General features: G+C 61.2%; 20 protein-coding genes and 1 pseudogene. 9 read left to right on the forward strand and 12 right to left on the reverse strand.

The annotated features are described in order from the left end of the window. Positions 1-7: 7 nt before the first annotated feature. The 8 genes from K9B37_RS13750 to K9B37_RS13785 all read right to left on the reverse strand — a co-directional run bounded on the left by K9B37_RS13750 (position 8) and on the right by K9B37_RS13785 (position 8,534). The gene (locus K9B37_RS13750; RefSeq protein WP_224313690.1) at positions 8-484 is read right to left on the reverse strand and encodes a GNAT family N-acetyltransferase; all 477 of its coding nucleotides are present in this window, start codon (positions 482-484) and stop codon (positions 8-10) included. Positions 485-555: 71 nt separating this feature from the next. Then, the gene (locus K9B37_RS13755; protein ID WP_224313692.1) at positions 556-1,956 is read right to left on the reverse strand and encodes an NAD(P)(+) transhydrogenase (Re/Si-specific) subunit beta; all 1,401 of its coding nucleotides are present in this window, start codon (positions 1,954-1,956) and stop codon (positions 556-558) included. A 4-nt stretch (positions 1,957-1,960) separates the two neighbouring features. Beyond that, the gene (locus K9B37_RS13760) at positions 1,961-2,398 is read right to left on the reverse strand and encodes a proton-translocating transhydrogenase family protein (protein WP_224313694.1); all 438 of its coding nucleotides are present in this window, start codon (positions 2,396-2,398) and stop codon (positions 1,961-1,963) included. A 12-nt stretch (positions 2,399-2,410) separates the two neighbouring features. Next, on the reverse strand, positions 2,411-3,547 hold the full coding sequence (locus tag K9B37_RS13765) for a Re/Si-specific NAD(P)(+) transhydrogenase subunit alpha (protein ID WP_224313696.1): 1,137 nt from the start codon (positions 3,545-3,547) through the stop codon (positions 2,411-2,413). 76 nt (positions 3,548-3,623) lie between these two features. Continuing rightward, positions 3,624-3,917 (reverse strand): aa3-type cytochrome c oxidase subunit IV, encoded by a 294-nt coding sequence (locus tag K9B37_RS13770; RefSeq protein ID WP_224313699.1) that lies wholly within the window; start codon positions 3,915-3,917, stop codon positions 3,624-3,626. Between the two features lie 106 nt (positions 3,918-4,023). After that, positions 4,024-5,241 (reverse strand): glycosyltransferase, encoded by a 1,218-nt coding sequence (locus K9B37_RS13775; protein WP_224313701.1) that lies wholly within the window; start codon positions 5,239-5,241, stop codon positions 4,024-4,026. A 61-nt stretch (positions 5,242-5,302) separates the two neighbouring features. Beyond that, on the reverse strand, positions 5,303-6,670 hold the full coding sequence (locus tag K9B37_RS13780) for an ABC1 kinase family protein (RefSeq protein WP_224313703.1): 1,368 nt from the start codon (positions 6,668-6,670) through the stop codon (positions 5,303-5,305). Positions 6,671-6,674: 4 nt separating this feature from the next. Then, the gene (locus tag K9B37_RS13785; RefSeq protein WP_439651726.1) at positions 6,675-8,534 is read right to left on the reverse strand and encodes a M3 family oligoendopeptidase; all 1,860 of its coding nucleotides are present in this window, start codon (positions 8,532-8,534) and stop codon (positions 6,675-6,677) included. 169 nt (positions 8,535-8,703) lie between these two features. On the opposite strand from K9B37_RS13785, the gene K9B37_RS13790 reads away from it, so the two are divergent. From K9B37_RS13790 to K9B37_RS13805, 4 genes are all read left to right on the forward strand, one after another. After that, the gene (locus K9B37_RS13790) at positions 8,704-9,732 is read left to right on the forward strand and encodes a sigma-54-dependent transcriptional regulator (protein WP_224313707.1); all 1,029 of its coding nucleotides are present in this window, start codon (positions 8,704-8,706) and stop codon (positions 9,730-9,732) included. A 102-nt stretch (positions 9,733-9,834) separates the two neighbouring features. After that, positions 9,835-11,601: a L,D-transpeptidase family protein gene (locus K9B37_RS13795; protein ID WP_224313709.1), complete on the forward strand. Its 1,767-nt coding sequence runs from the start codon at positions 9,835-9,837 to the stop codon at positions 11,599-11,601. Between the two features lie 227 nt (positions 11,602-11,828). Further along, complete coding sequence (locus tag K9B37_RS13800) at positions 11,829-13,514, forward strand: peptidoglycan L,D-endopeptidase MepK (RefSeq protein ID WP_224313710.1); 1,686 nt, start codon at positions 11,829-11,831, stop codon at positions 13,512-13,514. A gap of 110 nt (positions 13,515-13,624) precedes the next feature. Next, positions 13,625-14,023, forward strand: a complete 399-nt coding sequence (locus K9B37_RS13805) for a hypothetical protein (RefSeq protein WP_224313712.1) — start codon at positions 13,625-13,627, stop codon at positions 14,021-14,023. A gap of 55 nt (positions 14,024-14,078) precedes the next feature. Here the strand turns inward: K9B37_RS13805 and K9B37_RS13810 are convergent. Next, a pseudogene (locus K9B37_RS13810) lies at positions 14,079-14,237 on the reverse strand (DUF2312 domain-containing protein); the annotation flags it as partial. Positions 14,238-14,293: 56 nt separating this feature from the next. Beyond that, positions 14,294-14,800, reverse strand: coding sequence for a 4'-phosphopantetheinyl transferase family protein (locus tag K9B37_RS25065; RefSeq protein WP_439651727.1), 507 nt, complete (start codon positions 14,798-14,800; stop codon positions 14,294-14,296). A gap of 835 nt (positions 14,801-15,635) precedes the next feature. Here K9B37_RS25065 and K9B37_RS13815 point away from each other — a divergent pair. From K9B37_RS13815 to K9B37_RS13835, 5 genes are all read left to right on the forward strand, one after another. Further along, on the forward strand, positions 15,636-15,905 hold the full coding sequence (locus K9B37_RS13815; protein ID WP_224313713.1) for a hypothetical protein: 270 nt from the start codon (positions 15,636-15,638) through the stop codon (positions 15,903-15,905). A 141-nt stretch (positions 15,906-16,046) separates the two neighbouring features. Further along, positions 16,047-16,337 (forward strand): helix-turn-helix transcriptional regulator, encoded by a 291-nt coding sequence (locus tag K9B37_RS13820; RefSeq protein ID WP_224313715.1) that lies wholly within the window; start codon positions 16,047-16,049, stop codon positions 16,335-16,337. Continuing rightward, positions 16,334-17,713, forward strand: coding sequence for a type II toxin-antitoxin system HipA family toxin (locus tag K9B37_RS13825; RefSeq protein ID WP_224313717.1), 1,380 nt, complete (start codon positions 16,334-16,336; stop codon positions 17,711-17,713). Before K9B37_RS13820 ends, K9B37_RS13825 begins: the two co-directional genes overlap by 4 nt. A gap of 18 nt (positions 17,714-17,731) precedes the next feature. Continuing rightward, positions 17,732-18,523 (forward strand): hypothetical protein, encoded by a 792-nt coding sequence (locus K9B37_RS13830; RefSeq protein WP_224313719.1) that lies wholly within the window; start codon positions 17,732-17,734, stop codon positions 18,521-18,523. Between the two features lie 449 nt (positions 18,524-18,972). Continuing rightward, positions 18,973-20,085, forward strand: coding sequence for an ImmA/IrrE family metallo-endopeptidase (locus K9B37_RS13835; RefSeq protein ID WP_224313721.1), 1,113 nt, complete (start codon positions 18,973-18,975; stop codon positions 20,083-20,085). Here the strand turns inward: K9B37_RS13835 and K9B37_RS13840 are convergent. Then, positions 20,075-21,034: an alpha-glutamyl/putrescinyl thymine pyrophosphorylase clade 3 protein gene (locus K9B37_RS13840; protein ID WP_224313723.1), complete on the reverse strand. Its 960-nt coding sequence runs from the start codon at positions 21,032-21,034 to the stop codon at positions 20,075-20,077. The two genes, K9B37_RS13835 and K9B37_RS13840, sit on opposite strands and share 11 nt — an antisense overlap. After that, positions 21,031-21,966 carry a thymidylate synthase gene (locus K9B37_RS13845; protein ID WP_224313725.1) on the reverse strand — a complete coding sequence of 312 codons (936 nt, stop codon included), beginning with the start codon at positions 21,964-21,966 and terminating at the stop codon, positions 21,031-21,033. The genes K9B37_RS13840 and K9B37_RS13845 overlap by 4 nt, the downstream gene beginning before the upstream one ends. Positions 21,967-22,369 lie beyond the last annotated feature (403 nt).

The raw sequence follows: 22,369 nt of genomic DNA on the forward strand, positions 1-22,369 counted from the left end.
GGCGTGGTCAGAGCGTCTTCACCATGTAGGATACATAAGGCTCGAAGCCGAATTCGCGGTAGGTCCGCTCCGCGCGCTCGTTTGCCACCAGGGCGCCGATCATCAGGCGCCTGAGACCAGCGGCGCGGGTGAGGCGCTCGGCCTCCCGGAGGAGCATCTGGCCGATGCCGCGGCCGCGCCAATCCTCGTGCACGATCAGATCCGTCACGGTGCCGTGCCTGCGGACGTCTTCCGTGACATAGGCGGCGTCCAGGTCGATCGAGAAGCCCATGGCGGCGACGATGATGCCGTCCTCTTCCGCCAGCACCACCCGCCCCTGCCGTCCGGTCAGCCGTTGGAGGAGTTCGTCGTAATAGGCACTGGCGCCAGCATAGTCCCTCCGGCGGTCGCCGGTGAGGTCGGCCTCGAAAATATTGAGCCGGTGGATCAGCTCGATGACGGCCGTCCGGTCGGAGGGGCGTGCCGTCCGCAAGGTTATGCTCATGCCCAGCTCCAGAAGCGAAAGGCCGGCTCGTGACCGGCCTTCGACTCATCAGAAATGCAGCGTGCAGGCCGTCAGTCGAGGTTTTTCAGGATGTCGTCCACGACCTTCTTGGCATCGCCGAAGAGCATCATGGTGTTGTCGCGGAAGAACAATTCGTTCTCGACGCCCGCATAACCCGAACCCATGCTGCGCTTCACGAACAGAACCGTCTTGGCCTTCTCGACATCGAGAACCGGCATGCCGTAGATCGGCGAAGCGGGATCGGTCTTGGCCGCGGGGTTGGTCACATCGTTGGCGCCGATGACGAAGGCCACGTCGGCCTGCGCGAACTCGCCGTTGATATCCTCGAGCTCGAAAACTTCGTCATAGGGCACGTTCGCTTCGGCCAGGAGCACGTTCATGTGGCCGGGCATGCGGCCCGCGACCGGATGAATGGCATATTTCACCTCGACGCCTTCGGCCTTCAGCTCGTCCGCCATCTCGCGCAGGGCGTGCTGCGCTTGCGCCACTGCCATGCCGTAACCCGGCACGATGATGATCTTCGCGGCGTTCTTCATGATAAAGCCGGCATCCGCCGCCGAACCCTGCTTCACCGGACGGGCCTCGACGGCCCCGCCGGACGCAGCCGCCGTCTCGCCTCCGAAACCGCCGAGGATGACGGAGAAGAACGAGCGGTTCATGCCCTTGCACATGATGTAGGATAGGATCGCGCCCGAGGAGCCGACCAGCGCGCCGGTGATGATGAGCGCGAGGTTGCCGAGGGTGAAACCGATGCCTGCCGCCGCCCAGCCCGAGTAGGAGTTGAGCATCGACACGACCACGGGCATGTCCGCGCCGCCGATCGGAATGATCAGCGTCACGCCGAGCACGAAGGACACCAGCACGATCAGCCAGAACAGGACATGGCTTTCCGTGCGGATGAACCCGACAAGGAAGACGAGCAGCAGCACGCCGAGCGCGATATTGAGTACGTGACGCTGCGGCAGGAGGATCGGCTTGCCGGACATGCGTCCGTCGAGCTTCAGGAAGGCGATCACCGAGCCGGTGAACGTGACGGCGCCGATGGCAACGCCGAGCGCCATCTCGAAGAGCGAGCCGCCATGGATGGTGCCGACGGAGCCGATGCCGAAGGCCTGCGGAGCATAGAGAGCCCCGGCCGCCACCAGGACAGCCGCCATGCCGACGAGCGAGTGGAAGGCGGCGACGAGCTGCGGCATGGCCGTCATCGGAACGCGCTTCGCGACGACGGCGCCGATGCCGCCGCCGATGGCGAGGCCCGCGATCACCAGGACCCAGCCGCCGAAGCCGCTCGGCGGTGACACCAGCAGGGTGGTGAGGATCGCGATACCCATACCCACCATGCCGTAGAGGTTGCCCTGCCGGGACGTGGTGGGGTGCGACAGGCCGCGCAGGGCCAGGATGAAGAGAACGCCGGAGATCAGGTATAGGATCGAGGCCAGATTTGCCGACATCGCCTCAACCCTTCTTGCGATACATGGCGAGCATGCGCTGGGTCACCAGGAAGCCGCCGAAGATGTTGATGGAGGCGAGGACCAGGGCGATGAAGCCCAAGGCCCGCGCCCAGACTGGCCCGTCGCCGAGGGCAGGCGCGACATTCACGCCGACGGCCAGCAGCGCTCCGACGACGATCACCGAAGAGATGGCGTTGGTGACCGACATGAGCGGCGTATGCAGCGCGGGCGTCACCGACCAGACCACGTAATAGCCGACGAAGATGGCCAGCACGAAGATCGCGAGACGGAAGACCGTCGGATCGACCGCTCCGTGGGTCACGACACTCGCAGCCGCGGCCATCTGATCGGCGATGGCGTGGGCCGTATCGGCCGCACGCTGGGCAGCATCTGCCGCCGCCCGAGACTGTTCAACGGCCTGTTCGGGTGTCAGGACTGCCATGGCGTTGCCCCCTTACGCTGTCGGCTGGAAAGCCGTGTGGACGATGGCCCCGTCGCGGGTCAGGCACGTGGCCTTCACGAGTTCGTCGTCCCATTTGACCGCCAATGCCTTCGTATCCTTGTCGACCAGCGTCTCGACGAAGGCGTAGAGGTTTCGCGCATAGAGGCTCGACGCGGTGGCGGCGAGGCGGCCCGGCATGTTGAGATGCCCGACGATCTTCACGCCGTTGTGGTCGGTCACTTTGCCGGCCTCCGCCAGCTCGACATTGCCGCCGCGCTCCACCGCCAGATCGACGAGGACCGAGCCGGGCTTCATGGATTCGACCATCTCGCGGCTCACGAGCTTCGGCGCCGGGCGGCCGGGAATGAGGGCGGTGGTGATGACGATGTCCTGCTTGGCGATGTGGGAGGCCACCAGCGCAGCCTGCTTCGCCTTGTATTCCGCGGACATTTCCTTGGCGTAACCGCCTGCGGTCTCGGCCTGCTTGAACTCTTCGTCCTCGACCGCGATGAACTTCGCTCCCAGGCTTTGCACCTGCTCCTTTGCCGCCGGGCGAACGTCGGTCGCAGTGACTACCGCTCCCAGACGGCGGGCTGTCGCAATGGCCTGGAGACCGGCAACGCCGGCGCCCATGACGAAGACGCGGGCAGCCGGGACCGTGCCGGCCGCAGTCATCATCATCGGCATGGCACGGCCGTATTCGGCCGTAGCATCGATGACGGCGCGATAGCCTGCGAGATTGGCCTGGGACGACAGCACGTCCATCACCTGGGCGCGGGTGATACGCGGCATCAGCTCCATGGCGAAAGCGGCGACGCGGGCGTCGGCCATGGCTTTCAGGGCCGCCGTATGGCCATACGGATCCATGATGGCAATGAGGAGAGCGCCTTGCTTGAGAGTCGCCAGTTCCGCCGGCTTGGGACGGAGAACCTTGAGGACGATGTCGGCATCGCGCGCCGCGTCCGTCGCGCTGGGTGCGATCGTCGCGCCGACGGCCTCGAATTCGGCATCCGGGATGCCGGCGCGCTGGCCCGCTCCGGCCTGCACCACGACATCCGCACCGAGCGCCTTGTATTTCTTGACGGTCTCGGGGGTGGCCGCGACACGCGTTTCCGCCTTGTCGGACTCCGAGAGAACAGCAATCCGCATGCAACCCCCCGCCTTGGGTGCCTTCCCGGCCAGCCCTTTATTGATCGAAGGGGACGAAGGTCCCCTTCGAGTTATTTCAATAGAAAAGGAGTGCCAGAAGCAAGAGGACTGCGACGACCGCAGGCGCACGCACGCCAATCGCTGGGGATACGGCACCGATGCCGCCAGCCACGAGCGAAAGGATGACGCCGATGATGGCTGTCAACCAGGCGTGATGGACCCCGCCGACGGCGAGTGCCAGCACATGGCAGACGACGACGACCGTCGCGATCTCGGCAAACCGCACGAAGCCCACATAGGTTGCCTCGTGTGCCGAACCGTCCATGTCCGGGCTATAACCCCCAAAGGGTGCGTGTTTTGTATCGGCCATAATCGATGCCTTGTTTCGCAACAGTTCTTTTGGCTGCGTTTACCCCATGCGGTGAGGCGCCGCAACGCTTCGAAACCACCGAGGCGCCAAAATTATGGGCAAAGCCCTAGGAGGCCCCGAGAAACGCCTGCCATTTCGGAAGACAGACACTCTGGAAATCGTAACGTTCCAACGCGATGCGGCGGCCCTCCCGCGCCATTTCGGCCGAGCGCGCCTTGTCCTTGAGAGTCTCCCGGACCCGCTCGACTAGGGCCTTATGATCGAAGAAATCGAACAACCGACCGTTCACGCCCTCCGTGATGATCTCCCGGACCGGCTCCGTGTCGGAGACGACCATCCGGCATTCCAGCGCCATGGCCTCGATGGACGACCAGGACAGGACGAACGGATAGGTCATGTAGACATGAGCCGAGGAGACCTGGAGAACCTTGACGAACTGGTCGTAAGGCAGATTCCCGACGAAATGGACGCGGGACCAGTCCACCTCGCCCTTGATTCGCTCGCGAAACAGATCGAACCACGTCTTTCCGCCCGGCGCCTGGCCGGAATAGCTGTTGCCCTTGCCGCCGATGACCACGACCCGCAGCTTCGGATCGATCTTGAGCATCTCCGGCAGGCCGCGGAAGAAGATATGGGATCCGCGCATCGGCTCGATATTGCGGCTGACATAGGTCACGACCGGAATGTCCCTGTTCAGGAGCGGGCCGTCGGCGCCGAGGCGAAGGCTCACCTTCGGATTGGGATTGAGATTCCGGGCGTCGATTCCATCATGGATGACGGCGATCCGGTCGCGCAGATAGGCCGGGAAGGTGTTTCGCTGATAATAGGTCGGCGCCACGGCGAGATCGGCGGCGTCGAGCGCGCCGAGCTGCATGGCGTTCTTGGCCCGCAGGCGCCATATCACCTCTTGATTCGTCACCGGGAATTCCGGATCGAAATCAAGGTCTTGCCCCTTGGCGGCGTAATAATATTCGAAATAGGCCACATGCTTGGCATCGGGCCACACGTCCTTGAGAAACAGGTTCTCGCCCCAGCCCGTGTTCACTACGACCACGTCAGGGTAAAATCCCTGTTCGGCCATCTGGCGGGCCCTGTTGGCAGCCCCGTAGGCCCGCCGCAGCCGCGGGACGACCGGCGAATACCGATTCTGGAAAGGAGCATCATCGGGCCCGGGAACCGCATCGTAGGGGACATATCGGATACCCGGCAGGGTGCATTCTCTCACCGTGCCAAGCGCCACCACATCGTGTCCGTCCTGCACGAGCGCCTTGGCGATCCGGCCGAACTGGCCGGGAAAATTCTGGTGAACGAAAACGAACTTCATAACTTCCCCTGACGTGCCGTAACCCTCCATCTACGGCGGGACGGCCAGATATGCAACTCCATTACACAGGCAGGGGAAGACCGGAGGCTCTCAGCGCCTCCGTCTGGCATTGCGAGAGGGTCTCGAGCGAAAACTGCTCGATCTCGGCTTCGAAGAGACGGTGATAGTTCAGTTCCGCCCTCAAATGGAGGAACACTGCGCCAAGCCCAACCGCGGCACGATCCATGAAGACGAATTCCCGCGGAACGGTCACTGGCCCCTTCTCCTTCAGGGCCTTGTGGACCTCGAAAGCCTGGCGGCGCCCGTAATCGCCGGGCTTCACGCCGTCGGCAACAGTGCGGATCCGGTCGTCGAGAAGCGGCCCGTAGATGAATCGCGCCCAGATATTGAGGATATCGATCAGTTCGGCCGAGAGATTCTTGAACCCCCAGGTCTCGTAGGCATGGACGATCCGGTCCCGATCCCCGTTCTGAAGGCCGCGATAGAGATCGACAACGCCGCCGACGAATTTTGGGTGAAAGATGCGGATGCAGCCATAATCGAGGAGGTTGATCCCGGCCGGCTCTCCATCCTGACGGAAGACCGTGTAATTGCCGAGATGCGGATCCCCATGGATAACCGCCGCATGGCTGAAGGGATGCCACCACGCCTTGAACATGGCCATCGCGAGCCGGTTGCGGACAGCGACGTCCGCCTGCGCGTAGTTCAGGATCCTGTCGCCCTCGAGCCATTCGAGCGACAGGAGCCGGCGCGTCGACAGCTCCGGATGGACCTTCGGCACCCGCACTTCGGGCACTTCGGCGAGGGTCCGGGCGTAGAGCGCCGCGTGCCGCGCCTCGCGCTCATAATCCAACTCCTCCCGCACCCGTTCGCCGATCTCCTTGGCGATCTCGCGGGTATCGATGGCGGGATCCATGCGGCGATGGAGGGAGAACACCAGCTCGAGCTGGGAAAGATCCGCCTCCACGGCGGATTGCATATCCGGATATTGCAGCTTGCAGGCCAGCGGCTCGCCCGCCTTCGTGGTCGCCCGATGGACCTGGCCGAGGGATGCGGCCGCGGCGGGATTGAGATCGAAGCTTCCGAACCGTTCCTGCCAGCCCGGCCCCAGCTCCGCCTGCATGCGCCGCCTCACGAAGGCCGCTCCCATGGGCGGCGCCTCGCTCTGGAGCTTCTGCAGCTCCGCGGCATATTCCGGCGGGATGAGGTCGGGAATGGTGGCGAGGAGCTGCGCCACCTTCATGATCGGACCTTTGAGCCCGCCGAGCGCCTGGGCCAAGGCCGCAGCGTTGGACCCGTTCAGCCCCTCGCGACCGAACAGACGCGCGCCGGCCATCCGCGCCGCCACGCCGCCCATATTGGCACCGACACGCGCATAGCGCGCCGCCCGGGCGGAGAAGCGGTTGGCTTCGGGATCATAGTCGGACATCGGCTCAGGCCGCCTTCTCCATCGATTCGAGCTCGCCGATCAGCCTCTCGATCATGGACAGGCCGATCTGCCAGAAGGACGGGTCTCGCGCGTTCAGCCCGAAGGGAGCGAGAAGCTCCGAGTAATGCTTGGTGCCGCCCGCCGAGAGAAGCGCGAAATAGCGGTCGACGAAGCCTTCGTTCGAGCGCTCGTAGATGCCGTAGAGCGAATTCACCAGGCAATCGCCGAACGCATAGGCATAGACGTAGAACGGCGAATGGATGAAGTGCGGGATATAGGTCCAGAAGGACTCGTAGCCCGGGCCGAGGCGGATCGCCGGACCCAGAGACTCGTCCTGCACCGACATCCACAACTCGCAGAGCTTCTCCGCCGTCAGCTCGCCGTTACGACGTTCCAGGTGCACCTTGCGCTCAAAGGAATAGAACGCGATCTGGCGCACCACGGTGTTGATCATGTCCTCGACCTTCGCGGCCAGCATCGCCTTGCGCTGGGCCGGATCGATGGTCTGATCGAGGAGCCGGCGGAAGGTGAGCATCTCGCCGAAGACGCTGGCGGTTTCAGCCAGCGTCAAGGGCGTCGGCGCCATGAGAGCGCCGTTGGGCGCGGCCAGGACCTGGTGGACGCCATGTCCAAGCTCGTGGGCGAGAGTCATGACGTCGCGCGGTTTGCCCTGATAATTCAGCAGCACATAGGGATGCGCAGACGGAACAGTCGGATGCGCGAAGGCGCCGGGGGCCTTGCCGGGGCGGGTCGGCGCGTCGATCCAACTCTCGTCGAAGAAGCGCTGGGCAATCTCGGCCATGCGGGGCGAAAAAGCCGAATAGGCGGACAGCACCGTCTCCTTGGCTTCGTTCCAGGCAATCGTCCGCTGCTCGACCTTGGGCAGTGGCGCATTGCGATCCCAATGGTCGAGCTTGTCCTTGCCGAACCATTTGGCCTTGAGGGCATAGTAACGGTGCGACAGGCGCGGATAGGCCTCGCGCACGGCGGAAACCAGCGCCTCGACGACCTCACGCTCGACCCGGTTCGCCAGGTGGCGGGAATCCGCCACGTCCTCGAAGCCGCGCCAGCGATCGGAGATTTCCTTATCCTTGGCGAGGGTGTTGGTGATGAGGGTGAAGGTGCGCAGATTGGCCTTCAGGGTTTTGGCCAGGGCATCGGACGCATCCTTGCGGATGCTCTCGTCCGGATCCTGGAGCTTGTTGAGCGTCGGCTCGATCGGCAATTCCTCGCCGCGCACCTGGAAACGCAGAGAGGCGATGGTCTCGTCGAACAGCCGATTCCAGGCGGCCCGCCCGGTGACGGATTTCTCGTGGAAGAGCTTCTCGGTCTTGTCGTCGAGCTGATAGGGCTTGTCCTTGCGGAGGTCTTCGATCCAGGGCTTGTAATGGGCAAGCGGTTCCTCGCCCATCGCCTTGTCCAGCACCTCGTCTTCGATGCGGTTCAGTTCCAGGCCGAAGAACAGGAGATCGCTCGAGGCGGCTGTCAGGCGCTCCTGCGTGTCACCGTAGAATTTTGCACGCACGGGATCGGTGGTATCGCCCGAATAGACGAGCCCGGCATAGGACATCAGTCGTCCAAGCAGATCCTCGATGGCCTCATAGCGCTTCACCGCCTCACTGAGAGCAGTCGAAGGAGCTTCTCCGCGCGCCAGCGAATCAAGCTTGCCGCGATAGGCCTCTGCAAAGCTCCTGCATTCCGCTTCCGCCTTGGCGAGATCGTTCCGGAACGCGTCGCTGTCGATCGCAGGATAGAGATCACCAAGATTCCACTCAGGGAGAACGCCGAGTTCGACGGGTTTGGCGCCGGTGGAGGACACGTTATGCAACGGAGAATTGTTCTGACGTTTCAAGGGATCTGCCATTTTAGGACGGATAAGAGAACTGATTGTCCATCATATTGGCTGTCTATGCCGCAGGATCAACCCGCGATCCTTGGAGGATAAGTTCCGCCCACCCCGTTTCCGTTAAGACCTGGTTTACCCTTGTCGCGCAGCATCGCGCCGTTCCATTCGCCATACTTGATGCCTTTTCATGCTTCTTCCTCAGATCTTCGCCGACGACATCCGGGCCCTGCGGCAGGGCGCGGCCGGACACGTGGCGCATCCCGAAGGATTGCGCACGATCCGGCTCGCCGATCGCGCGGCCCGCTCGATGCTGCCGGTCCTGATCGAAGGTGAGCCCGGCAGCGGCGCCACCGCTCTGGCACGTGCCATTCATGCCAGCGGCGACAGGAAAGGCCGTCCTTTCATCATCCTGCGCGGCAGCGAGAGGCCGGAGCGGGAGGAGGATCAGGAAATCCTTCTTCAGAACGGGCTTCGGGAAGCGCATGGCGGAACTCTGTGCATCGAGGACATCCAGCACCTGTCGACGGCTGCGCAGAGCCGCCTGCTCGATGGACTGACGCAGCAGGACGGCCCGCGCCGTTCCTCCCGCCTCGACGTGCGAATCATCGCAACCTCCGGCCTCTCCTTGAACGAGGAGGTCCGGCGCGGTCGCTTCCGGGAAAATCTCTATTATCGCCTCCAGGTTCAGCCGATCGTCCTTCGCCCCTTAAGGACGGAGCCGGAGCTGGTCGACGAATGGGCCCGGATCTTCCTGCGCCTCCTTGCGAAGGAGGAAGGCAAAGCGCTTATCGACCTCGCACCCGACGCCCTCGACCTTCTGGCGCGCTACGATTGGCCCGGGAACTTGCGGCAGCTCGAAAATGCGATCTTCCGAGCCGTCGTGCTGGCAGAGGGCAGCGTCCTGACGGCGGCTGAATTTCCGCAGGTCGCAGCGCGTGCCGGCAAGAGCCGGATCGACATTCCGGCCCTGCCCGAGACACAGCTTCTTCCCGTGTACGACCGTCTGCTGCCTCAATCGCGCGATCCCAGCACGCTTGCTCTGATGAGTGCCTGCGGAGAGATGCGCACCCTTGCGGAACTAGAGGCCGAAGTCATTCGCTTCGCGCTGTCGCATTATCGTGGACAGATGTCGGCGATCTCACGCCGTCTCGGCATCGGCCGTTCCACACTTTACCGAAAATTGAAGGAACTCGGGCTGAGCGATGAAGCCGCTTGAGCGTTTCAAACGTTGACAGCTTGGCGGGCAAGGATTCTGACGCCTGCCATCACGATCTCAAAAAGGCGATTCGCGATCGCCTGACCGATGAGGAGTAAACGGATGCTTAGCCTGCGCAAGACGGCACTGTGGCTTGGCCTGACGGGCACGGTGTCTCTGTTGTCCTTGTCTGCCATGGCGGCAGGAGGCGACGCCGGCGGCCCAGAGCCAGCACTTCCATCTATTGTCGTCGATACCGCCGAACCGTCCTTTGCCGACGTTGGAGCCTCCCCGGCGCAGCCTGCGAATGAGGAGATTGCCCTCCCCGAGCCGCCGCCCGCCGCTCCGGTGACGATCGACGCCGCCGAAGCGATAAAGCCGATACCTGAAATTCCTCTGCCGGACGCGGCGGCAGCGCTCGCAGGAGTGCAGACCGATTGGCTGCGCATGGCGGTCGAGGCACGCCTGGCTTCCGACGCGCTCCTGCGCGACCTGCGCCTGAAACAGGCCGACAAGGAAAGTCTTGCCGCGTTCTATGCCAATGCCGACAGGCCGCTGGCCTGGGCACGCGACGGCGTCTTCACGCCGGCCGCGCAGGCGGTTGCCGCGCGCCTCAGGGCTGCCGACGAGGACGGGCTCGATTCGGCAGATTACCCGCTGCCGGATCTGCGGCTCTCAAAGGATGCCCCACCCGCGCAATGGGCGGAGGCCGACCTCAAGCTGAGCGCCGCCGTGATCCGCTATGCACGCGACGCGCGCGGCGGGCGCATTGACCCCTCACGCATCTCTCCTCTGATCACGCCGAAGCTCGACATCCCGGCCGTAGGCGACGTCCTGAGTCAGGTGGCGAACGCCTCGGATGCCGGCGCCGCTCTCGAAGCCTATAACCCACCCCATGAAGGCTACCGCGCCCTGAAGGCGCAGCTTGCAAAGTTGCGCGCCAGCCATCCGTCGCAGCCAAGTGTCAAGTTCCCTAAAGGCCCGACCTTGCGGATCGGCATGCGTGACGAGCGGGTGCCGCTGATCAGAGCCCGCTTCAATCTCGGAAAGACGCCGGACGAGAAGGACGTTTACGACGAGCGCCTCGCCTCGGCAGTCGCGGTATTCCAGAAGGAGAAGGGCCTGCGCGACGACGGCGTGCTCGGTCCGGACACGGTGGCGGCGCTCTCAGGCCCGTCCGTTGCCCATATGGAGAGCGAGCTGATCGCCAACATGGAGCGCTGGCGCTGGCTGCCTTCCGATCTCGGCGAGCGCCATATCATGGTGAACGTGCCGGAATTCAGCCTGCGGCTGGTGGATGGCAGCGACGTCATTCATCAGACGCGCGTGATCGTCGGCAAGGAGCAGTCACAGACGCCGATCTTTTCCGAGAACATGAAGTATCTGGTGATCAACCCGTCGTGGACGCTGCCGCCTTCAATTCTCAAGAAGGAGTTCCTGCCGGCGATGGCCAGCGATCCCTATTATGCGGAGAAGAAGGGCTACAAGGTCATCCGCAAGGGCAACCGGATCACCGTGCAGCAACCGCCGGGCGAGCGCAACGCGCTGGGCTTCATCAAGTTCATGTTCCCGAACCAGCACGCCGTATACCTGCACGACACGCCGAACCGGAAACTGTTCGGCGTCGGCAGGCGTGCATTCAGTCATGGCTGCGTCCGTGTCGACCAGCCGTTCCAGCTCGCGGAGGAAGTTCTCGGCGAGAAATGGTCCGAGGAAAAGCTCCGCGGACTGATCGGCAAGGGCGAGCGCTATCTCAATCTCAGTCGCCCTCTGCCGGTGCATCTGACCTATTTCACGCTGTCCATCGACGAGAAGGGTCAGATGAAGACGTTCAACGACCTCTACGGCTTCGACCGCAAGGTGCGGGAGGCTCTCGGCCTGCAATCGTGAACCTTTCGGCGCAGCGATTTTTTCGCTGCGCATTTGATGCATCGAGCGTAAAAGTGGGAACCGGTTTTGCGTGAAAAGATGTTCAATATCAAATATTTAATGGATCGAACGTGACTTTGAAGTCACATTCGATCTTTTAACCTCGAAGTAACCGTCTTCGGCAAAGATCCCTTCACGATAAGGGATGCCGCAGCCCGCAGCAGCGGCGCGTAAAGACGAGTATCACAGTGAGAGTATTGCGTTCGGATCGCCGTGCGGCCGCCTTAACGTTCGTGCGGCGCGCCGGTATCGGCCTTGCGGCCGTCGTGGCGGTTCTGTTCGGAGGAACGCGCGGGACGCAGGATGCCATCGCCAACGGCGACACGCGCACGCTGACATTTTACCACAACAACACGAAAGAGACTCTCACGGTCACGTTCCGGCGCAACGGGCAATACGACCCGCAGGCCCTTGAGCAGCTCAATTGGTTCCTGCGCGACTGGCGCCGCGAAGAGAAGACCCGTATGGATCCGCGCCTCTTCGATACGGTGTGGGAAGTCTATCGGGAAGTCGGATCGAGCGCGCCCGTCCACGTGAATTCCGCCTATCGCTCGCCCCAGACCAACGCGATGCTGCGCCGGCGCTCCAGCGTGGTGGCGAAGAACAGCCAGCACATGCAGGGCAAGGCGATGGACTTCTACCTGCCCGACGTGTCGGCCGATCGTCTGCGCGCCATCGGCATGCGCCTGCAGCACGGCGGCGTCGGCTATTATCCGAATGCCTATACACCCTTCGTGCATCTCGACGTCGGCAGCGTGCGCGCCTGGCCGCGCATGACGCGTGACCAGCTCGTGCGTCTCTTCCCGGACGGGAAGACCGTCCATATCCCGGCCGACGGCACACCGCTGCCGGGTTACGACCTCGCGCGCGCCGAAGTTCTCGCCAATGGCGGAACGGTGGCCGGCTACAGCGCCGTGGCGGATGCAGGCGAGGTCGCGGCTCCGACCCGCCGCAAGAGCCTCTGGGCGACCCTCTTCGGCGGCAGCGACGAGGATGAGGACGTGGAGGAGATCCGGGCCGCCTCCCGCCCTGGCCGGAATCTCCTGGCGTCCCGCTCGGCACCGCAACAGGACTACTACGCGAGCGATTCGAACTCCTCGGTCTATGCGGCCCTCCAACCGACCGCGGCGCCTCGCGTCCAGGTGGCGACGCGGCCGGCGCCTGTGCCGGTGGTCCAGCCGCAGCCGGAACCTGAACCGATGCCCGCCCCGTCAGCAGCGGCCATCGCAGCCGCCGCCCCTGCCCTGCGCGAGGAAATCGTCCCGCCGCCTCCGCTGCCGCCGACCCGCATCGCGGGACTGCCGAGCACGGTTGCGACACCTTCGGGCCCGACGCTGGCCTGGCAGCAGGGCCCTTCGGGCCAGAGCAGCGGCGAAACCGGCCGCGAGATTGCCTTCGCACCGATGCCACCGCGTCGGCCGGATGATATCGGAGCGACAGGCGCCATCGCCTATGCGCCGATCCCGCCTGCCCGTCCGAGCGTGCTTGCGGCGACAAACCCGATTCCCGGCCTGCCGGAACTGCGCGGGCCAGCTCAGATCGCCAGCCTCCCGCTGAGCGGCCAGATGACGGGCGTCCCTCTCCCGCCGCCGCGTCCTGGCTCGCCTTCGATCACGCTGGCCTCTGCGGCGCCCGTCACGATCCCGGCTCAACCTTCGGCACCGGCCCGGACGGCCGTCGCAATCGAGAAGCCGAAGGCTGCCGATGCTCAGAAGGCTCCGTCGAAAGACAAGAGCCAGCACGCGACCACGGCCAGGGCACTCCTGACGGCAGGTCCCAGCATCAACATGGGCTTCTCATCGAAGCCCGTCGGGGATCTCGCCACGAACCGCTTCACCGGGCCTGCCGTGAAGCCCCTGCCTGTGGTCCGCTAACGTTAAGGGCAGCAGCTACAAGGTCGAATCTCCCGCTACGCTGAAACATCCGTCCTCCAGATGAGTCATCCTCATCCGTGACGGATTATTCAGCAGGCCGGAGGTTGCAGATGTCCTCTAAAATTTGGCCGGCTCTCATCCTGACTGTCGCCCTTGCGAGCACCACCGCCGCTCAGGCGCAACAGGGCCTCGGTTCGACGGGCCCGGGACAGACAAAACCTCTCCCGGGCAGCCCGCCTGGCCTGTCGACGCCTGCTCCAACACCTGACACAGGCAATGCCGGCAAGCCGCAGCATCCCGTCAGCGAAACATCCGATCCGCGGGCGACCGGGTCGACCGGGCGATCCAACTCGGAGGTCAACCCTCCGGGAAATCCACCCGGGACCTTCACTCCTGGCGGCAACAATGCCGCGGAGATCGGAGCCAGCGGGCGCAACCCCTGCTTCCCGGAGCAGAACGCCAATCCGGGCGGCAACACCAATCCGTCAGGTACACCGAGCCGCTGCTGAGGGCAAAAAAGGCGGGGTGCATGCCCCGCCTTCGGATCTCGTTGAGTGATCGGTCTCAGCCGACCATCCCGAGCGCCTGCATGTAGAGTTCGAGGATCGCCTCCTCCTCCTGCCGCTCGGCATAGTCGCGCTTGCGGAGGGCGATGATCTTGCGGAGGACTTTCGTGTCGAAGCCGTTGCCTTTGGCTTCCGCATAGACGTCCTTGATATCGCCCCTTTCACACGAAAGCTACTTCTCAGGATATTCTCCTGATAGGGAACTACAGGTCTCTAGGGTTTCAGGTCCGTCCATATGTCCATAGGCCTGCCGGCGCGGAGGCCCTCAGGAAGGGACATCAATTCCACTTGTTCTTCGGGTGCGAAACAATTCGAAACCAATGACCCGAAGTCTTCAACGATGCGCACTCTTTCTAAATCAACGCCGATCGCGGCTCCGTGCGCGACGCCGATGAGAGCCGCGTCGTGGGAGTGAGTCAGGTTGAATTCGACTCGCGGCGCATGAGCTTGCGATAAGATTGGCTTCCCTTGAGGGAGATATTCAAACGTCAGAGCAGCGGGTGGTCCTGACCCGTAGGCAGCGAGTAAATGTCGCAACACGCCCCGACAAACTATGTACTCAGCTCTGTCCCTTTCCAATAAGAAGCGGGCGGCTCGATCGTGCTCATCAGAAGACAGTACAGTGACGAGTTCCTCTACGTTGAAACTACACGGATTGAATCGCCAGCAATGGACCTCACCAGGATTCAATACACCCAACTGCGCAGATATATCGCTCATTTTGTTTCCTGAAACTCGCTTCGATATCGCAACTTCGGATAGAATGCAGGTAAGAACCCTAATTGTTGATGGTTTAGAAATATTTCTGGCGTAACTCGCTGCTGGCGGCGATTGAGGTGCTCAGGACCCTAGCGCCAGCGGGCCCAGCGCTCTGCCCAATAGGGTGTCTGCCGTCCATCTTACCGCTAGAGCCCGCAAGATGACCTTGCCTACGCCAGTTCCTTATCCTTTACAAAGCTGATTACGTGCATGAGGGTCGGCTCACAATGACCATCACAACCTTGAACCTTGTCCCCATTGATGACGAACGAGGGCGAAATCAGGAGGCTCGGACGCGATACCTCTCGCGGGTCCGAGCACTTGGACCGACCGTACCACCCGACGATGTCCTCCTCGATTGGTTCCAAGAGCAACCAACTGCGGCCGAGAGTTGGCAATTTCTCGATCTCTCCCAGATCAAGTGGGAGATAGAGCAATTTACCCTTTCCACTGTTCCTGGGCAGGAGGCATTCCGTGGCGGACCAAGCCAATTCGGGCAGATGTTGAGACATGGACTCACAGCGAAGCCGTTTATTACAGCGTCCCTGCGTTTTCATGGAACTTGGAGTGTTTTGCCGATACTTCTTCGAACTGAGGGAATGAAGTTCCTCCAAACTTCGCCCGCTGACCTAAAGTATCCACTTCACCTTGCGGAAGGCTATCACCGTGTAGCTTGCTTCCATGCAATGAAGGAGGCTGGCGAAACCCTAGCCGATACGCACAGCTTCTGGGTCGGCAGCCCCAGCGCCTAAATAGGTTGCGAGCGTTTGTGAGCCGGCCCTTATAGGACAGCTTGATGCCCCTCGGGGCCATCCATGGCCCGTCGATAGATCGCGAGAAGCGAATTCCCTTGCTGCTGGAGTTTTTGCGTAGCCGTGAACAGGCTTACTCTGCAATCTCCGAAGTCGGTGGCGGACGAGAGATCGGCGCTATCGCCACCTCCGAATGGCTCTCTCCTCCGTTTGAAGCGGCTTGTGGCGCCTTGCCCGAACTCGATTTCTTTGAAGGCTCTCCCCCGAGCGACTCCTCCCTTTATTTACGAACCGACGCGATTTTTCTTTGGTGAAGCGGTAGGCTATATATTCCCGATCGGTAAAATTCCGGCTTTCAAACCCTCTGCCACCCTCAATATTACCGCTCGGTAAAATTAGCTTGACTCAAAGCCCATTCAGGAGCACGATTTTACCGATCGGGAATATTTAATACGATGGAAAACCTTCCCATTTCTGGAACCCAGTCCCTTGGCGCCCTCATTCGGGCTCGGCGGTTGGCGCTTGGCTTACGGCAACACGATCTGGCCCTATCGGCCAATGTCGGCGCCCGGTTCATCGTCGACATCGAGAACGGCAAGGAGACCTGCCAGATTGGATTGACGCTGCGCCTTCTAGAGGCTCTTGGCGTTCGCCTTGTCGCCAGCACTGATCCTGCTCCCGTGCCACCTGCCGCCTCGGAAGATGAACTCGGCATCGAAGACGAACCGGGAGGGTACCAGCCGTGAGAAACCAAGTCGCGCACCCTGTCGTTCCGGGGGAACTTCTGGACGTCTGGTTTGACGGCCAATGTGTCGGCCAGCTCGAACGGCGCAGCGAGGCGGTGACCGACATCGTCTTTCGCTACGCTCCAGCGTGGATCGACGCCCAGGGCAGCTTCCCAATCTCGATTACGATGCCATTGGCGGCGGTCGAACACGATCCAGTCGTGGTCTATCCCTGGTTCCTGAACCTGCTGCCCGAGGGAGGAGCTCTCCAAGCGGTCGGAAACATTCTCCAGGTCCATGAAATGGACGTGTTCGGAATGCTCGCGGAGATGGGACGTGATCTGCCCGGCGCGCTCGACATTCGCCGTCCCGGAACGGACACAAAGGCGTTCCGTCCGCACTATCACCGTCTGAGCGAAGCGGAACTCGCTGACGCGCTCCGCCGATTGCCTGAGCGACCGCTGCTCGTCGGCGAAGACGGTGTCCATATGTCGGTGGCCGGCGCCCAGGAGAAGCTCCCGGTCGTCCGCTACAGGGATGGAGGCATAGGATTGGCCCTCGACGGAGCCCCGAGCACGCACATCCTCAAGCCGAGGAACGATCGGTTCCGGGCATCCGTGGAAAACGAAGCCTTTTGTCTGCGCCTTGCGGCAGCCGTCGGACTTCCCGCCGCAAAGGTAACGATGCAGCGCGCTGAGGACGTCGATTACCTGTTGGTGGAACGATATGATCGCATCATTCAGGGTGGCCGGGTCCAACGTCTTCATCAGGAGGACCTCTGCCAGGCGACAGGCTTTCCGCCCTATCTCAAATACGAATGGAACGCCAGCATCGCCAAGCACGGACCTGGCCTGAAGCTCTGCATGGATGCCTTGGCGGGCACACCTGCGCCAGCCCCCAACAAGCTTCGTTTCTTTGAAGCGATGCTCTTCAACGTGCTGTGCGGTAATGTCGACGCGCACGCCAAAAACTATTCGCTCCTGATCCGCAGCGGCTCGGCCCTTATGGCTCCAATCTACGACGTGATGAACGGCGACATCTACGAGAATGTGACTCGGAACCTCGCGATGAAGATCGCCAACAAGCAACGGGGTGGTCACATCTATGCCCGGCATTGGAACCGTTTCGCTGAAGAAAATGGCCTTTCCGCGAGCGGCGTCAGGCGCCGCGTTGCCGAACTTTCGCAAACGACGTTGAATGCGCTTCCCGGCGTCATCGCCGAGATGGAAAGCTCCAACATGCCCTCGCCCGTCTACCGAGAAATCGCCGGCTACGTCGCCGCCTACTGTCGAAACATGCTCGGCAATCTAAAGCAGGATCCCGGGCCCGGCGCCGCCGACGCCGACGACGAAACCCCGCCGGCCGAGCCGACGGGCGTCATTGGCATTTCACCGTAAGATCGGCTCGGAACTTCTATGACTGCCTCAAATGGGGACATCACGCGGAAAGTCGATCGGAACGCAGTCAAGGCCTTGGCGGCGTACTCCGAGAATGAGCTGCGAAAGGGACTTGCCCGTGCCGCTGAATTGCCGGCCATCTCCGCACGGACCAGAGAGGGAGTCGCCAAACGTCTCAGCCCCAAAAGCGTCCCGACCTACTCAACCCCCGAAAAGCTTCCGTTCCTGATAAAAATGGAAATCGAGAGCCTGGGCGATCGCATCCGTCTCTATCCATTCACGGCCCGCTACCGGGAGCTCATCAATTCAGGGCCCCATGACATGCTGACAGCCTGGCAGGTACATAGCCACAGCCTACGGCAAAGCGAACTCTACATCATTCAGGAACGCGGCACTGAGCTCATGAGGTTTCTGCACGACGTCGCGTTGGATTTAGGCGTTGCCACCGTGGACCGAGCGAACAATTTCCAGAAGGGGTTTCGGAAGCGGTTCGATCGCAGGCTCCGCGAGCGGCACCGCCTTGTTCATGCCCATGAGCGGCCATCGCTCACTTCACGGGTTATCGACTTTGCTCTCGTCGCCGAAGACGCAGACAGGGAAACCGTTGCTGACATTCTGGCTAATCTCACAATCGATATCGCCAACCTCCTGCCGGGAGAGCCTCCAAAGGACGCGCAGGAGATCATGCGGCGGGTCTCCGAACTTCGTGATAATTATGTGACCTTCGCCGAGGAGGAGGCTGAAGATATGTTCGCAATCCTCTCAAGCGAGGTCCGAACGGCATTGGGGACATCCTCAGATATCGCATAATCCGGGACAGCCTCCTGGCAGTCCCAGGAACAGCAAGCTGACCGGCGCGACTAAAGAGGTGTTGAAAAAACAAGAAGCTACGCAACCTTCTAGTTGCAGGATTCTTAGCTCGGACTACCGTTATTCTTAGATGGAGATCTCATTCGCAACCGAGGAGTTGAAGGAAGTCTGCCTTGCGCGCACCCCTGAGGCTGGTGCTTTGCCCAGGGCTGTCATAAGGGACATCCATGCGTTCTACCATGCACTACGGAACGCGGACCACGTTGCGGAACTACCGTTGGGGCACCCCGAGCAAGGCGACTTGCAGGATGACCTCACATGGCGGGTCAATCTCGTAACCGAATACGGAGTGATCATGCGCATCGATCAGGACACAGTACCCACAAGCGGAAATAGCGTTGATTGGACGGGTGTCTATCGCGTTTTGGTCCTAAACATTGAGGCGCCCGATGCCTGAGCTCTTATCAGGCATTCCGCAATGGATCTCTCCACCCGGTGAAATCGTCGCGCGGATCCTTGCCGGCAAACAGGTTGAGCTCGACGATTTCGCGTTCGAGGTCGGGCTGAGCACACGCGATGCCCGCGGCTTGATCGAAGGCACAATTGTCATCGACGATGAACTAGCATCGCGGCTTGCAAGGGTCGTCGGTTCGACGTCGTCGTTCTGGCTGCGGTGCGAGCAGAGCTACCGTGACGACATTCAGCGCAATCTTGCTGCCTACATCGACGACGATGTGAAGAGTTGGCTCAAGCAACTACCGCTGAAGGAGATGGCGGGTCTGGGCTGGCTCAAGTTATACCGCGACACGATCCGGCAGGCTGAAGAGTGCTTTCGCTTCTTCGGCGTTATCGGCCTCGACGATTGGAGGCAACAGCAGTCAGCGCTGCTCGCGCGCGTGAACTTCAGAACGTCGCTAGCTTTCCGGTCCGACCCGTCGGCAACATCGGCGTGGCTTCGTTGGGCAGAGGACAAGGCCGAGAGCATTACCTGCCAACCATGGGATCGTGAAGCGTTCGCGGCCAGTCTTCCCGCTATTCGGGCATTGTCGCGTAATCACCATGCTGAAAGGTTTTTGCCGAAGCTACGCGAGATCTGCGCGGATTCGGGAGTTGCGGTAGTGATTGCTCCCACCCCGAAGGGCTGCAAAGCCAGCGGCGCGACAAAGTTGATCCGCCGGCGTAAGGCGATGATCGTACTGAGTTTCCGTTATTATTCGGACGATCATTTCTGGTTTACCTTCTTCCACGAGGCAGGCCATCTTATCCTACACACGGACCAAGACCTTTTCCTGGAGGAAGAAGATGGTGAAGTGGACGAAAGAGAGGAGCAAGCGAACACTTTCGCCTTCGATACGCTGATCCCGCTCGATAAACAGGAAACGATGTACAGCCTTCCGCAACGGTATGAAGATTACATCGAGTTCGCACTCAGCATCGGTATTGCGCCCGGCATCGTGGTGGGTCAGATGCAGCGGCTTGGCCACCTCCCGTATGACTGGCTCAATAAGCTGAAGCGCCGCTTCAAGTGGAAAGAGCTCTACAATAACGGCGTTATCCCCTGAAGTATTCATACTTCGTGGGACTCTTTTGCCAATTGCAGAGAGCGTCCTCAAGCTCCTGCATCCCGATGTTCAGCGCATGTCCGAGTTCGACGTAGATTGTGTCCGCTTGGCCCCGTGTGAGCTTGCCCATTCGATCACCCATCACCAGCATACGGATTCCCAGGTAAGGCCCCGTTGCATTATCCCTGATATAGGCCGATCCCGGGGCAATGGGAGCAAGATCGAGCTTGCCGAGCAGCGTCAGGAAATCGAACTTCGCAAGGCGTCCGAAGCGGTGGACCTTGCGCATATCCTTGTAGAGCGCATCGAAGACTTCGCTTGGATTCTGGCCGACTCTCAGATGGATCGTGCGAACAAGCTGATTGAGCGATCCTGCCGTTAGAATCCAGTTGACGAAGCTCGCGATAATGCTGCCCGTTCCGTTGCGGGAATGTGCATCAAGACCTTCATACTTACGGTGATTGCTAAAGCGGAATTGACGCAGGACAGCGTTCTGAGCCGCAAGCCAACGACGAAACCCGCCCAGGTCCGTCGAAATGCTCCGCCAGTCCCATATCCCCTGCTCGCCATGCCGACCATAAACATGGCGGGTCAGTTCCCACCCGTGCTTCGCATGCTTTCCGAAATGGACGGCGAGGAATACCAACCAGACGGCATCATCGGCATGACCCTGGCTGGATCTGAACACCGCTGCCTTCAAAGGATCGAACCGAGTAGAAGTCGGATCAGCAACGTCCGGATCAAATCGTTGCAGGGTCAGCCGCTTGACGAATTCCACGCGCCTGATGCTGTCGAGCAATTGCATAATCAGACAGTCTAGAGACGCAGGATCTTGGATTCCCGGCAAAGGTTTCGTCTGCGCACTATAGGCCTTGAGTGCGGCTGCCAAATGGGTCCCTCTTGCATCGCGGTGTCTTTTCGCGACTTGCTTGCCTTGGGATTTGCTCATGCCTTGCTGATCTCGTCCTGAATAAAGGTGTGATAGACCTTTGTGTGCATCCCCTCCCGGATCGCTCGCAGGCCGACTCGATCTTTGGCTTTCCGAAGCTGTCTGACCTGTAAAAGACGCGCGAGATCTTGCCAATAGGGATCGATATCCGATGCGTCCGGCATCGCTTTGCCCACCCGTAGCGCGCGCTCCATGCCGAGCAGCCAGCTTAGTCCGCCCTCCGGGTCGCCCTCAGGCATGGCATCCATTGGCACCGTGTCCGGAACACCCCGTTTCAGGTATTTTTCTGCTTTGGTCCGGTCTTTGTCATAGAGATGAAAACTTCCGACCTGATGAATGTAGGTTCCCACCTCCAAGCTTGCTGACCTTGCCAGAAGCTCTTGGAGCATTGTGAAAGCGAAGATGTCGTGGGCCATGCCCATATAAACATCGTTTGATCTCATCTGCGCCATCGCATGCAAGGCGCCGGAGCGTGGAAAGAACTGCAAGATGCAGGTGCAAGGCACATCGTACTGATTCTGCTGATCGGCCTGACGATAGATCGAGATCACGGCCTTGCGGGTATCGCGCTTGCGGATTTGCTCCTTGATGAACTCCATCTGGCTCGCCAGACGAGGCCCATAAGCTGCTTCTGAACTCTTCACGTCCGCTGGCGGGCTTCCACAATGCTTCCGATAGCCCTGAATATAGTATTCGATGGGATCGAATTCGTCCGACCCTGACAGATACCAGAGCGTCTCGCCCAGAGCGCTGTAGAGGACACCGCGGTTCTCGGTCCGGCTGAACCGGGCGCGAGGATTCTCCAGTCTCAAGCAGACCCCGATAAGCTCAATCGCCTTTTTCTTCGTCGGCTCGATCGGGTGGCCGCGCTCCAGAAGCAGCTGAAGGCTTTTCCTAAGAAGATCGTCGAATGTTTCGCCTTCGATATCCATCGTGCCTCAGCCTTTGGCGGGATTTGCGAAAAGCGTGCGCTCTGCAACCTGTCAGATGCATTTATCCCACCTCCGCAACCTTGAGCAATAAGCACAATGGCTGATCGACGCCTCGAAGGTCGCGAATTAGATTCTTTCCCGACCATGTCGCTGAAGCAGTGAATGGGGCGATTGAGAAAAAACTCGGGACTATATCGCTTCAACCGCGCTTCACTCTAACCGGGCGCTTTCTCGGCTTTTCGGCAGGCTCAACCACGATTTGGTGACCGCCTGTTCGAAGAAGTCTGTCGTACCCATGCTCATCCCCTGTAAGAACGTGTTCGGCAAACTGCGTGAGCCACCGTCTGATGTCTCGGCGTCCTTCATCCAGCCCCAGCAGCTCCCGGACCAGATCGAATTGACC

Source organism: Microvirga puerhi (assembly GCF_020089865.1).
GTDB classification, from domain to species: Bacteria; Pseudomonadota; Alphaproteobacteria; order Rhizobiales; family Beijerinckiaceae; genus Microvirga; species Microvirga puerhi.